Raw genomic sequence first — 13182 nt, 5'->3', positions numbered from 1 at the left:
GGCGTCGAGTCCACGACCGTGAGCCGTACACTCGCCGACGTGCCGACCGACCGAACGACCTCCCTCGGCGAAGCCTGCGAGCGGCCGCCCGGGCGGCTCGAGGGTGAGCTGCGCGAGCCCCAGCAGCTCGACCCCGAAACGGCCGCACGGCGCCGTCGGGCGCTCGCCCGCATTCGCCAGTACGGCGACCCGATTCTGCGCTCACGGGCGACGCCGGTGGCACGCTTCGACAACGAGCTGCGGCGTCAGGCGCAAGAGATGATCGAACTGATGCGGGACGCGCTGGGCATCGGGTTGGCGGCACCCCAGGCGGGGCTTTCGCAACGCTTGCTCGTCTACCAGATCGATGAGGAGAGCGAAGCCCGGGTCCTCGTCAACCCCGAGCTGGTGTGGCACAGCGAGGAGCTCGAGGTGGCGGAGGAAGGATGCCTCTCGCTCCCCGGGGTGCTGCTCGAGGTCGAGCGACCCCTCGCGATCCGCGTGGTCGCCCAGCAACTCGACGGCGCGGCGATCGAGCTCGAGGCGTCGGGTCTCGAGGCGCGTGTGATCCAGCACGAGCTCGACCACCTCGACGGCATCCTGATCCTCGACCGCGTGCCGCGCGATCAGCGCCGCGCCGCGCTGCGCGCGCTGCGAGAGGCGCTTGAACGCCCGGCCGCTGGCGCCGACGTCGTCCTGAGCTCGCCGGCTGCCGCGAGCGACTCGAGCTCGCCGCGCGACCAGAGCTCGCCGGTTACAGCGAGCGACTAGCCGCGCAGGCGCTCGTACGCCGGCAAGGTCAGGAACTCCACGAACTCGTCGCTGAAGACGAGCCGGCGCACCAGCTCGGCGGCTTCGCCGAGGCGCGCCAGGGCCGGCCAGTCGGCCACTTCTTCGAGTCCTGCGCGTGCCCGCTCGTAAGCCCGCTCTAGCGCCTCCCTCGCAAGCTCCGGAGCGACCGTGCGGCCATCCGCCAGCTGCGCTTTGTGGCGCAGCCACTGCCAGACCTGCGCGCGACAGATCTCGGCGGTGGCGGCGTCCTCCATCAGGCCGTGGATGGCGACTGCACCGCGCCCGGCCAGCCAGGTGGCGAGGTACCGCAGCGCTACCTCGAACGCGCCCTCCAGCCCTTGCAGGGTGCGCTCGCCCGGGGTGCGATCGAGAGCCAGGAGATCGCGCGCTTCGACCGCCACGTCTTCGCGCAAGCGGTCGCGTTGGTCGGGGCGGTCGCCCAGCACGCGGTCGAACTCGGCTTTCGCTGTCGCGACCGTGTCGGGGTGCGCGACCCAGGTTCCGTCGAAACCGTCGGCCGCTTCTCGACGCTTGTCGGCGGCCACCGCGGCAAGCGCCCGCTCGCGGGCGGCAGGATCGCTGCGCGACGGGATCGCCGCGGCCATGCCACCGATGGCCTGGGCGCGACGGCGGTGACAGGTCCGCACCAAAAGCTCCGTGTACGCACGCATGAAGGGCACCGTCATCGTCACCTGGGAGCGGTCCGGCAGTACCGCCCAGGAGTGCGCGCGCAGACGCTTGATCGCCGAGAAGATGTAATCCCAGCGCCCGGCGTTGAGGCCGAGGACGCGTTCCCGCAGCTCCCACAAGATCTCGTCCATTTCGAACGCTGCTGGCAGCGTCTCGATCAGCACCGTCACGCGCACGGTGCCGCGATCGAGACCGAGCTGGTCCTCGCAGAGCCGGAGCGCTTCGTTCCAGAAACGGGCCTCGTGCCGCGACTCGAGCTTCGGCAGGTAGAGGTACGGCCCGCTGCCCCTTTTCAGCAGCGGCTCGGCGCAGTTCGCGAGAAACAGCGCGGCGTCGACGAAGCAGCCGGCTACCGTCTGGCCGCCCACCCGGACGTGGCGCTCGGGCAGGTGTAGGCCGCGCACGCGCACGAGCAGCGTCACCGGGTTCTCTACCAGCCGGTAAACGCGCCCGTCGGGCGCGACGAACTCGATCCGCCGCTCGACGGCGTCGAGGACGTTGATCTGTCCCTCCACCAGGTTGCGCCAGCTTGGGGCCGTCGCATCCTCGAAGTCGGCCATGAAGCAGCGCGCCCCCGAGTTGAGAGCGTTGATCACCATCTTGCGCTCGGGCGGACCGGTGATCTCGACGCGCCGGTCGCGCAGATCGGGCGGCGGCTCGGGAACCGTCCAGGCGCGCTCGCGAACCTCCCGCGTCGCCGCCGGAAAGTCGAAGAGCTCGCCGGCGTCGAGCCGGCTTTGCCGCTCGCGACGAGCCGCCAACAGCCGCTGACGTTCGTGTTCGAGCTCGGCGTGCAGGCGCCCGACCAGCGCCAGCGCGCGTTCGCCAAGGACCTCCTCGTCACGCGGTCCGCGCGGACCGGCGAGCTCGACGTCTGGGTTGGTGCCGATCACGGCTCGCGAACCTTATTGACGCGCGGGCTACGCTGCCCGCGTGCGCACCGTCTTCCTCGGCACGACCGAGCTGGCGGCGGCGGTGCTTGAACGGCTGGTCGCAAGTCCCCACCGGCCGTCGCTCGTCGTCACCCGACCCGACCGTCCAAGGGGGCGCGGCCAGCGTGTGCAATCGCCGCCGGTGGCTGACGCCGCACGCACGCTCGGACTCGAGGTCTTCCAACCCGAAGATGTCAACGCCGAAGCGGCGATCGCCAGGATCTCGGCGGCGCGCCCCGAACTGCTGTGCATGTGCGCCTACGGCGCGCTACTCGGTGACGAACTCTTGTCGCGGTGGGAGATCCTCAACGTGCATCCATCTTTGTTGCCCCGCTGGCGCGGGGCCGCTCCGTTGGAGCGGGCGATCGAAGCTGGTGATCCGCTGACCGGGGTGTCGATCATGCTCACCGAGCGCGAGCTCGATGCCGGGCCGCTGCTGCTGCAACGCAGCGAGCCGATCCTGCCCGACGACGACTGGGGGTCGCTGTCGGCGCGCATCGCCCGTCTGGCCGGCGAGCTGTTGGTCGACGCGCTCGACCTACGTCCGCCGCCGCGCCCGCAGCCGTCGTACGGGATCACCTACGCGTCGCGGGTGGAGAAGCACGAGCGGGTCCTCGATCCGGCGCTCGGATGCGAGCGCTTGGCGCGTCGCGTGCGCGCCCTCAACCCGCACATCGGCTGCCACCTGCAGATCCCCGGCGGCGGCGACCTCAAGGTGCGTGCTGCGCGCGCCCACCCGGGATCGTCGGCGGTCGACGCGCGGCCGGGAGAGCTCGTGGCTTGCCGCGAACGACTGTTTTTGGTCGCCGTCGACGGGCTACTCGAGCTACTGCGTGTGCAGCCCGCGGGCGGACGGGCAATGGGAGCGGCCGAGTTTCTGCGCGGTCATGGTCGTTCCGTGCGCAGGGTGGAGGCGGCGGTTTGTTGAGCCTGGATCGCGACGGCGGATCGGCGTCGGCGGTGCCGCGTGCCCCGCGCTGTCCGGCCTGTGGGCAGCCAGCCCTGCACGGCACGAACTTGGCGGGGCGCTACCGGTGCGTGGCGTGTCTGCGGCGCTTCCAGCTGACCTCCGCGTGTCCGGGCTGCGGCGCGCACTCGACGATCGCGCGCATGTCAGCGACCGCCAACGTCGCTTGCCCCTCCTGCGGGCACTCGATGTTGCAGCCGATCTGAGGCGGTCGGCGCTTGCTGATCGGGGGACGCTGCGCTGGCGCGTGCCAGTCGCGCCAAGAGCACCATTAGCGCCAGCGCGCCGAGCGTGTAGGCGATCGTCACGTGGAGGATGCGGTCGTCGACCAGCGGAGCCACGAGCGCGAGAGTGAAGAGGGCGAGCGCCGCGAGCCAGCAGGCGGCTGCCGACGCTGCGCGGCCGGCCGCGAGCACCGCCTGGTTGAGCGTGGCGGCCGCCAGGTAGATCCCCATCCCGACAGCCATCACGACCAGCGGCAGGCGTTCGTAGTCGCCGCCGAAGACCAGCGCCATGAGCTGCGGCCCGGCGACCGCCATGGCGCTGGCGACGGCCGCTGCGAAAGCGCCGATCAGCGCAATCGTGGCAGCGACGCTGCGGGCGAAAGATTCGCGCTCGCCGTGCGCGCGCAAGCGGGTGAGGTGGGGCAGGATCGAAGTCTGGATCGCTTGGAAGAGCTGCAGCGGGGCACGGGCGATCAACAGCACGTTGAAGGCTTGGCCGGCGAGCGCCGCCCCGGTTGCCCCGTCGCGCAGCTTGACGAGCAACGGCCCGGCGTTGAGGAAGGTCTGTTCGCAGGCCATGATCACGACCAGCGCGCCGGCGAAGCCGGTGCCACTACGCAGCCCCGCTGCCACACCCTCGGCCGGTCGCGCTGCCGGGGGCGTTATGGCCGGCGCTTCGACACGGCGGATGCCCCAAGGCACCACGGCGAGGGAAACGAGCGGTGCCGCGACCATTCCGAGCGCGACCGCCGTCTGCCCGTGGGTCACGCCGGAAACCGCGGCAAGCGCGAAGGCGCAGCGCGAGGTGGCCTCCAAGAGGACCAGCCCACCGTAGAGGCCGAAACGGCCGTGGCCAGCTAGGAACCCGCGCGCGAAGTAGCTGGCGGCGTACGCCACTACGGTCGCCAGGAGGATCCAGTACAGCGTCTCGCGATCCCCGAACAGTCCCTCCTCGAGTGGTCCGCGCAAAAGCAGTGCGACCGCTACGAAGAGCCCGGCAAGAGCGACTTGGATCGCTCCCGCTGAGGCGAGATAGGGGCGGGGTGATACCCCCCGCGCGTCACAGTCGGCGATCGAGCGCGAGAGGAACTGCTCGACCGGCCGCCAGATCACCGAAGCGGTGACGAAGACGACCGACCAGAGCAGAGCGATGCCGCCGTAGTCGGTCGCTGAGAGCGCGTGACTGGCGAGCGCGAAGTAGCCGAAAGTGACGAGCCCGGTGGTGCCGATACCGATCGACAGCACCGCGGCGCCGCGCCCGTAGCCGCGGCTGACACGGGCTCGCGCGGCGAGCCGCCGGGAGCTCAACCGATGCGCACGAGCGCCATCGTCCACGGCAGCGGCGTACGCACCTCCTCGACCGTGCCATACCTCGAAAGCAGGGCGATGAAGCTGCGCTTGCTCCAGTGGTTGATGTGGCCCGGCGTGTTGCCGAGCTCACGAAGGTAGGCGCCACGCATCATGTTGAGGATCCGCCACAGCGGCTCCCGCGGAACCGAGCAGACGATGTAGCGGCGGGCCACTCGCCGCATTTCGGCGAGCGTCTTGCGGGGGTCGGGAACGTGTTCTAGGACCTCGATCGCCGCGGCACAGTCGAAGCTGTCGTCGGCGAACGGCAGCTCATGGCCGTCGCCGGCTACGAACTCCAGGCGGGGAGCGCTGCGCTGGCGCCAGTGCTCGCGCAGCTTGGGGTCGTCGAGGTCGAGTCCCACGACCGGGCAGCCGAAGCGTCGCGCGATCCGCTCGCTGAGGATGCCTTCACCGCAGCCGACGTCGACCAGGCTCTGCGGGTCCGCGCGCCTGAGCAACTCGTCGAGGTCGCGTTCGAAGGCGCTCACGAGACGTCGTACGAGCGGGTTGCGTGAGCCGTACTTGTCGAAGGTGTTGCCGGTGGGGACGTCGCTCGCCGAGAGCCCAGACGACCGCCCAGACAGGTGCGTCTGCGTCTCCCTCAACGGCCCCTCCCGGCCGCTGCTTGCGACTGGTGGGCGGGGTCACCGGGAACGGCCGGTGGTGGATCTTCTGCGCCGGCCTCGCTGGCGGTGGCCGGTGCGTCTTTGTGCGGCCACCGCCCGCCTGGCTCGTAGTGGGAGGGAGGAACGCCTAGCGCCAGCTCCACCCGTCGCACACGCTCGAGTGTCCGCTGCTGGAGCACGCGCATGCCGGCCAGCACGTCGCCGATCACGCCCAGGGCGGCGAGCTGGGTCGCCACGACGAAAAGCGTCGCTCCCAGGATCAGCGATTGGATGTGCCCCTTGCCCTCGCCGATCGCGAAGAAGTAGAGGAACCGCCCCCAGATCACGAGCGCCAGCAACGCCACCGCGCCCGCCGCGATCAGGAACACACGCAGCGGCTCGTACAGCGTGTAAACGCGGAGGATCGCGGCCGCGCTGCGGCGCACGTACGCCCACATCGATGGAAACAGGCGCGACTCGCGGGTCTTCGGATTGGTGCGGATCGGGACGTGGTCGACGGCGATCGCCATCTTGCCCGCTTGGATGATCGTCTCGAGGGTGTAGGTGAAGCGCGAGACGACCTGTACCTGCAGCGCTGCCTCACGGTTGTAGGCCCGGAAGCCCGAGGTGGTGTCGGGAATTTGGGTGCCGGACGCGCGCCGCACGACCGCACTGCCGAGCCGCTGCAGGCGTTTCTTGAGAGGGGAGAAGTGCTCGATCGAGTCGACTCGCCGATCGCCGATCACCATGTCCGCCTCGCCGCGCAGGATCGGTTCGACGAGGCGCGGGATGTCGGCCGCGCAGTACTGGTTGTCGGCGTCGGTGTTGACGATCACGTCGGCGCCGAGCTTGAGGCAGGCGTCGAGCCCCGCTTGGAAGGCCATCGCGAGACCCTTGTTCTTAGTGAGACGGACGATGTGATCCACGCCGTGCTGGCGCGCCACTTCGACCGTGCGGTCGGTCGAGCCGTCGTCGATCACCAGCCACTCGACACGGTCGAAGCCGGGGACGCTGCGCGGCAGCTCGCGCAGCGTGAGCGGCAGCGTCGACTCCTCGTTGTAACAGGGGATTTGGATGATCAGCTTCATCTCGCCGGGGCGCCGGTCGGTAGCCTGTAGAGGCGTTCGACCCCCTTGTCGCGGTCGGGCGGGGTCGCGTCGTCGGTCGCCCGGAGGTCGCTCGCGGCCCGACCGCGAATCGCAGTCTAAAGTCTCGCGACGTCAAGAACGGAGCTGCCATGAAAGAGCTGATCGCATACATCGACCCGTCGAGCGGAGGGCAGATCCTCACGATCATCGCCGGCGGTCTCGCCGCCGTAGCGGTCACGATCCGCATGTACTGGCACCGCCTGCTCGTCCTCCTACGCATTCGCAAGCCCGACGAGACGAGCGCTGGCAAGGAAGCGCAGGGCGGCGCCGACGCCGGCTGAGGTAGTGGAGCCGGTTTCGCCGCGCGGCGACGGCGCGCGCTCGCCGCAGGCCCTCGACGCGCGCCTCGACGCGGGTTCCTTCCGCGATCCGGAGAGCCGCGTGTTCTACGCGGCGGGGGAGGTGCTGCGCGTGTTGAGTCGCGAGGGCCTGGAGGACTTCAACGCCTTTGCGAGCACGCGTCTTTTCGCGCGAACGCAGGAGGACGGCCGTGTCGTACGCACCGAGCGGGTCGACGACTGGCGGTCCCTCGACTTACCACTGGTGAAGGAGCCCGCGGCGGTGCTGCGCCATGAGCGTGTGCCGTTCGTCTCGTACCCCTACGAGTGGCCGTTTTCGATGCTCAAGGACGCTGCGCTGCTGCAGCTCGGGCTTTTGCAGGAGGCGCTCGCCGAGGGGCTGACGCTGAAGGACGCCTCGCCTTACAACGTGCAGTTCGTGGGGTCGCGGCCGACCTTCGTGGACGTCGGCTCGTTCGAGCGTTTGCGTCCGGGCGAGACTTGGACCGCCTACCGCCAATTCTGCATGCTCTTCCTCTACCCGTTGCTCCTGCAAGCGCTGCGCCGCGTTCCCTACCAGCCTCTGTTGCGCGGCGCGATCGACGGCATCGATCCCTTGCACATGCGGTCGCTGTTGCCGCTGCGCGACCGCTTGCGTCGCGGCGTCTTCACGCACGTGACGCTGCACGCACGGCTGCAGGCGCGCTACGCCGATCGAGCCGGCGAGATCCGGTCGAGCCTCAACCGGCAGTTGCAGGACCGCGAGCTGCAACGACGCCTGCTCGAGGCCAACGTCCGCAAGATGCAGCGTCTCGTCGAGCGCTTGCGCTGGCAGCCGCCGCGGGGCGTTTGGGTCGCTTACGGCGAGCGGAACACCTACACCGACGAAGACACGCAGCTCAAGGAGCGCTTCGTGGAGGAAGCCGCGGGCGCTCGTCGCCGGCGACTGGTCTGGGATCTCGGCTGCAACAACGGTCGCTACGCGCGGATCGCGGCGCGCCACGCCGATTACGTGGTCGCGCTCGACGCCGACCAGGGGCCGGTGGAGCTGCTCTACCGCGACCTGCGCGAGGAAGGGGAAGAACGCATCCTGCCGCTGGTCGTGAACCTCGCCGACCCCTCGCCGGGGCTCGGCTGGCGGGGGGCCGAGCGCAAGCCGCTCTGGGAGCGCGGTCGTCCAGACCTTGTGCTCGCGCTGGCGCTCATCCACCACGTGGCGATCACCGCCAACGTGCCGGTTCGCGAGTTCCTTGGCTGGCTGTGGTCGCTGGGTGGTGAGCTCGTGATCGAGTTCCCGACCCGCGATGATCCGATGGTGCGCAAACTGCTCTCCGGCAAGCGCGAGGGCCTACACCCGGACTACCAGCTGGAGCGCTTCGAGCGCGAGCTCGGCGAGTTCTTCGAGGTCGACCGTCGCCTCGAACTGCCGTCGGGAACGCGCGTGCTGTACGCGGCGCGGCCCCGCGGCGCGGGAGCCGAGGCGACGCGTCTGATAGCGAGCTCGGCGGATAGCGACGGATGAGTCAGGTCGCTGCGCGGTCGGCAACGGCACCCACGTGGGCGCCGGAGGCGGGCGGTATCCGCCAGCTCGGCTTTGCGTTCCTGCACCTGCTGGCGCTCTCCTCGCTCGCCTTTGCTGAGCCCCTCTTTGACCTGCTGCGCAAAAACCCGGAGTTCTTCGCTGCTCGCGGTTCGGCCCCCGTCGACATCGTCGTTTTCGCTGTCGGCTGGGTACTGGTGCCGCCGCTCGCGCTGGTCGTGGTCGAAGGGCTCGTGGCCCTGGCGTCGCAGTCGGCCGCGCGCATCCTCCATCTGCTGTTCGTCGCCGGGCTTGTGGCGCTGATCGTCTCGCCGACGCTCAAGCGGCTCTTCGAGCTCGGCATCGGCGCACACCTGGCGCTGGCGATCGCTGTCGGCTTGGCCGTGGCTGCGCTGTACGCCCGCATCTCGGTCGCGCGATCGTTCGTCTCGGCGCTTGCGATCGCTCCGGTCTTGTTCCTGGCCTTGCTCCTGCTGTTTTCACCGGTTTCGAAGCTGGTCTTCCCGAGCGAGGCTAGTGCGCGCGCGATTGGCGGGGTGCCGCGCGCGCCGGTGGTGGTTGTGCTGTTCGACGAGTTCCCGGTCGTTTCGCTGCTCGACTCGCGGGGACAGATCGATGCCCGTCGCTACCCGAACTTCGCGGCGCTCGCCGCCGACGGCACTTGGTACCGCAATGCCTACACCGTGTACGACTCGACCGAGCGGGCCCAGCCGGCGATCATGGACGGCAACTATCCGCGACGGGACCGCTTGCCGACGGCGTCCGACCACCCCCACAGCATCTTCACGCTGCTCGGGCGCAGCTACTCGATGAACGTCTCCGAGGAGGCCACCAGCGTCTGTCCGACCTCGCTGTGCAAAGACGAACGTACGAGCCAGGCGTTCGCCGCGCGGGTGCGCTCGATGGTCGACGACCTCTCACTGGTGTGGGCGCACGTGGTTGCCCCCGAGGGGATCGAGGAGCGACTGCCATCGGTCTCGCAGACCTGGGGGAACTTCGGCGGCAGTGACGACGAAGCAGAGGAGTCCGAGCGCGTGTCTGCGGCGGCGGCTGCGGCTGGGGAGCGCCCTAACACGCGCGCCAACCTCAACGGCAATCGCAACCACCGGTTTCTCACCTGGGTAGCGCGCATCCGGCCGAGTGTGCGGCCGTCACTCAACTTCAAGCACACGCTGCTGCCGCACGTTCCCTGGCAGTACTTGCCCACCGGTCAGCAGTACCGCCGCGTCGCTAGCGACCCGATTCCGGGGATCAACCGCTACTCCTACCGCGACCCCGGGCAAGTCGCCGTGCTCTGGCAGCGGCACCTTCTGCAGGTGGGGTTCGCCGACTACCTTCTCGGTCGGCTAATCCGCCACCTCAAGCAAAGCGGCCTTTACGACAAAGCATTGATCGCGATCGCCGCCGACCACGGGGTGGCTTTCGACGTCGGCGTGTACGACCGCAGGCGCTTGACACGACGCAACGCCGAGGCGGTCGGCGCGATCCCCTTCATCCTCAAGGCGCCGTTCCAACGCCGTGGACGGATCGACGATTCCTACGTCGAGACGGTCGACATCTTGCCGACGATCCTGCGCACCCTCGGTGTCGACCCGCGTGTGAAGATGGACGGCCACCCGGCCGGCAGCGCTGTGGTGCGGCGGCGACGACGGGTGCGCATATTCGAGCGAGGGACGTTCCGGCCGCTCGTTTTCTCGGCGCGCGAATGGCAGCAGCGCAAGCAAGCGCTGCTCCGGCGCAAGCTTGCGCTGTTCGGAGAGGGTGCGGATGGTCCCTGGCGGTTCTTCGAGATCGGACCGAACAAAGACCTTCTGCGTAAGCCGGTGAGCGCCTTCGCCAGCGTGCGGGCTGCCGGTCTCGGTGCGCGGTTCGTCGAGCGGGCCGAGTACCGCAACGTCGACCCCCGCTCGTCGACGGTCCCGGTGTGGGTCACGGGAACGGTGACCGGGTCGCCGCGCGGCGCGACGCGCGACGTCGCGGTCGCAGTGAACGGCACGATCGTGGGGGTCGGTCGCACCTTCCATCTGGTCCGTGACCAGGGCGAAAACTTCTCGATCGTCGTGCCCTGGTGGGTATTCCGGCGGGGGCGCAACGACGTCGCGATCTACGAGGTGCGGCGCTTCGGGGCTCGCACTACGCTCGCGCTGATCGGCAAAGCGCCGTAGCTTCGCGCGCCGCCCGACGTTGCTGGTCGCCGCTCACCGCCAGCCCCGAGCGCTTGCGGGCGCCGCGGCTACGGCACTTCGTCGAGGCACGCCTCGATGCGCTCGAGCAGGCGGTCCGAGGCCGAGCCCGTCCAGAGCAGCGCGTTGCCGATTTGTTCGGCGCCCTCCGCACCACCCTTGAACTGCAGTGCCTCGGCCTCGCCACTGGTCGTGAAGTAGCGGATACGCGGCGCGCCGCGGCCCTCGCCGACGACGATGCGGTCATCACCGACCGGAAGCGCCGGCAGGCCGTCGGCGCGCAGACAGGCGAGCGCCTGTCCGCGCTTGTCGTTGGGGTTAGGGCCGCCGCCGCTCGCGGCGCGGCCGGGAGAGCATCCGGCAAGCGCGCCGACCAGCGCCAACGCCAACCACTTGCTGCGAGCGTTCACGGGCGGCAGGCTAGCCCCTCGCCGCGCCGCGGCGCGCCCGGAAGAGTTTGCGCAGCTCCCAGTACGCTGGCTTCGGCGCCCCGGTTTCGTCGATCAGGCCCTTGTTGTTCCACGGCGGCGTCGGCTGGTTCGGGTTGCCACCCGTCCAGTCCGGATTGACCCGGAAGTCGCGCAGGATCCACACCAGGGAGCCGGCGATCCAACGCCGACGCTCAAACTGGGCGAGGTGGTCGAGGAGGTAGCGCGTTTGGAAGGCGTAGGTCCCTTTGCGGTCGGCGGGCCCTTCGTGCGTGGACTCGGCGCCGAACTCGGTGACGACGATCGGCCGGTCGGGGTAGGCCTTGTGGAACTGGTCGAGAATCGCCCCGGCGGCGCTGTCGCGGCCGCGGTACCAGCCGAAATACTCGTTTACGCCGAGCACGTCGAGAAGGTCGAACACCGGATGCCAGACGCGCGTTGGGTCTTCCGGGGCGGCCCGGTCGATGCCGACGAGCCGCGTCGGATCGAGCGAGCGCACGAGCTGCACGCCAGCCTCCACGTAGCGTTCGTAGCCGGCACCGACGCCGCCCGCGTAGCGCCCGTCACCGAGGGCCAGCTCGTTGCCGAGCGACCAGACCACCACCGACGGGTGGTTGATCTGCGCCTCGACCATCTGGCGTACCGCTTCGAGCGCGTCGCGTCGCACCCAGGCCTCGTTGAGGGCACCGTTGCTCAGTTGGTAGACGGGTGGCTGCGCCCAATAGAGGATCCCCGCGCGGTCGAACGCTTCTAGCAACGCGGGGTGCGGGGGATAGTGCGAGCGGGTTATCGTGGCCCCGAGATCGCGCAGCCGCCTCACAAGCCAACCTCGCTCGCGGGCCCCGAGAGCCGAACCGAGGCGCGGGTCATCCTCGTGGAAGCTCACGCCGAGCGCCGAGAGCGGCCGCCCGTTTAGCAGCAGGATCCCGCCCGGTCGCGTTTCGAGCAGGCGCACGCCGACGTTCAGGTGGTAGTTCGCCCGGGCGGTCGCGCTGGTCGCTTCCGCTGTCCGTCGCAGTTGCGCCCTGCCCCGCGCGGTCGTCACGACGGGCGCGCCGAGCGCGGTCAGCGAAACGTCGTAGAGAGCCGGACGCGCGGGCTCCCAGAGCATCGCCCGACCGAGCACGACCGAACCCTCTACCCACGCTCGTTCCCCGGCTGCTAGACGGCGACGAGCGATCACTTCGTTGATCACGTGCCGCCCGTCAGGCGCACGCACACGCGCGTGCAGCGTCACCGCCAGTGGTTTGCGGCTGGCGTTGCGCAGCAGGGCACGCAGCTCCAGTCGCGCGGGGCAGCGCGGGCAACGCAAACGCGGTAGCGCCTGCGCTCGCTCGAGATCGACGCCGTAGACCGGGCGGATCTCGACTTCGCGGTCGATACCCCCGAAGTTCCACCAGCCGCCTCGTCCATAGCGACAAGCGCGCGACTCGAAACGCCAGTGCGAGAGGTCATAAGGCCCGCGCATCGTCGAGGCGCGCACCACGAGGCGGTTGACACCTCGCGTCCGCAATCCCTGGGCGTCGAGCTCGAAGGGCGTGTAGCCGCCCGAGTGCTGGCCGATCAGGCGACCGTTGAGCCACACCGTGGCCCGCTCCTTCACCCCCAAGAAGCGCAAACGCCAGAGCGTTGGCCGAGGCGCGCCAGCAGGCGGTTCGGGCAACCGGAACTCCTTGCGATACCAGCCCCAAGCGGCGCGGTTGCGGGTCGTGTCGTCGCCGTTCCAGACGTAGGGCACCGCCACCTGCCGCCAACCAGTCAGGTCGCTCACGGTCGGCAGCTCCCGCTGCTCGCCGGTGCGCTCTTCGTCGAGCTGGAAGTACCAGACGCCACCCAACAGCAGACGCCCGCTCGGCCCTTCGCGTTCGGGCACACCTGGGCGCGGCGCGTCAACTACGAGCGGCGGCGCCGGCGCGACCGGTTGGGGCGGCAACGGAACCGGTTGGCAGGACGGGGTCGGTGTCGGTGCGGCGCCGCCGCCCGTCCCCTCGCCTTCGTCGGGAGCCTGAGCGGTAGTGCTGGCGCGCCGCGCGTCGATCGAGTACTGGGAAGCGTCGGCCCGGCCC

General features: G+C 69.8%; 11 protein-coding genes. 5 read left to right on the top strand and 6 right to left on the bottom strand.

Features of this window, described 5'->3' with window-relative positions; translation table 11 throughout:
- Positions 1-18: 18 nt before the first annotated feature.
- Entirely contained in the window at positions 19-750 is a 732-nt protein-coding gene (gene def / locus BLW41_RS09340) for a peptide deformylase (RefSeq protein ID WP_218138369.1), read from the top strand.
- Here the strand turns inward: def and aceB are convergent.
- Entirely contained in the window at positions 747-2351 is a 1605-nt protein-coding gene (gene aceB / locus BLW41_RS09335; protein WP_093118983.1) for a malate synthase A, read from the bottom strand. The genes def and aceB overlap by 4 nt on opposite strands.
- A gap of 43 nt (positions 2352-2394) precedes the next feature.
- On the opposite strand from aceB, the gene BLW41_RS09330 reads away from it, so the two are divergent.
- Positions 2395-3321, top strand: coding sequence for a methionyl-tRNA formyltransferase (locus BLW41_RS09330; protein WP_093118450.1), 927 nt, complete (start codon positions 2395-2397; stop codon positions 3319-3321).
- Positions 3322-3506: 185 nt separating this feature from the next.
- Here BLW41_RS09330 and BLW41_RS09320 read toward each other — a convergent pair whose 3' ends face one another.
- Genes BLW41_RS09320 through BLW41_RS09310 form a run of 3 tightly spaced genes read right to left on the bottom strand, consistent with a single transcriptional unit; the run spans position 3507 to position 6627 of the window.
- On the bottom strand, positions 3507-4892 hold the full coding sequence (locus tag BLW41_RS09320; RefSeq protein ID WP_177169449.1) for a lipopolysaccharide biosynthesis protein: 1386 nt from the start codon (positions 4890-4892) through the stop codon (positions 3507-3509).
- The gene (locus BLW41_RS09315) at positions 4889-5539 is read right to left on the bottom strand and encodes a class I SAM-dependent methyltransferase (protein ID WP_093118446.1); all 651 of its coding nucleotides are present in this window, start codon (positions 5537-5539) and stop codon (positions 4889-4891) included. The genes BLW41_RS09320 and BLW41_RS09315 overlap by 4 nt, the downstream gene beginning before the upstream one ends.
- Positions 5536-6627 carry a glycosyltransferase family 2 protein gene (locus BLW41_RS09310; protein ID WP_093118444.1) on the bottom strand — a complete coding sequence of 364 codons (1092 nt, stop codon included), beginning with the start codon at positions 6625-6627 and terminating at the stop codon, positions 5536-5538. The genes BLW41_RS09315 and BLW41_RS09310 overlap by 4 nt, the downstream gene beginning before the upstream one ends.
- Before the next feature lie 149 nt (positions 6628-6776).
- Between BLW41_RS09310 and BLW41_RS09305 the strand changes: the two genes are divergently transcribed.
- From BLW41_RS09305 to BLW41_RS09295, 3 genes are read left to right on the top strand one after another with little or no spacing between them, the layout of a single operon-like run.
- Positions 6777-6968 carry a hypothetical protein gene (locus tag BLW41_RS09305; RefSeq protein WP_093118442.1) on the top strand — a complete coding sequence of 64 codons (192 nt, stop codon included), beginning with the start codon at positions 6777-6779 and terminating at the stop codon, positions 6966-6968.
- 4 nt (positions 6969-6972) lie between these two features.
- Positions 6973-8487 carry a class I SAM-dependent methyltransferase gene (locus BLW41_RS09300; RefSeq protein ID WP_093118440.1) on the top strand — a complete coding sequence of 505 codons (1515 nt, stop codon included), beginning with the start codon at positions 6973-6975 and terminating at the stop codon, positions 8485-8487.
- Positions 8484-10670, top strand: a complete 2187-nt coding sequence (locus BLW41_RS09295; RefSeq protein ID WP_093118438.1) for a sulfatase-like hydrolase/transferase — start codon at positions 8484-8486, stop codon at positions 10668-10670. Before BLW41_RS09300 ends, BLW41_RS09295 begins: the two co-directional genes overlap by 4 nt.
- Before the next feature lie 68 nt (positions 10671-10738).
- Here BLW41_RS09295 and BLW41_RS09290 read toward each other — a convergent pair whose 3' ends face one another.
- Together BLW41_RS09290 and BLW41_RS09285 are read right to left on the bottom strand one after the other, a co-directional pair.
- On the bottom strand, positions 10739-11098 hold the full coding sequence (locus BLW41_RS09290; RefSeq protein WP_093118436.1) for a hypothetical protein: 360 nt from the start codon (positions 11096-11098) through the stop codon (positions 10739-10741).
- A 10-nt stretch (positions 11099-11108) separates the two neighbouring features.
- Positions 11109-12989 (bottom strand): glycoside hydrolase family 2 protein, encoded by a 1881-nt coding sequence (locus BLW41_RS09285; protein ID WP_177169448.1) that lies wholly within the window; start codon positions 12987-12989, stop codon positions 11109-11111.
- Positions 12990-13182 lie beyond the last annotated feature (193 nt).

The organism is Thermoleophilum album, from assembly GCF_900108055.1.
GTDB classification, from domain to species: Bacteria; Actinomycetota; Thermoleophilia; order Solirubrobacterales; family Thermoleophilaceae; genus Thermoleophilum; species Thermoleophilum album.
The sequence above is the reverse complement of the archived record's forward strand: the minus strand, read 5'-3'. Positions and strand labels throughout refer to the sequence as shown.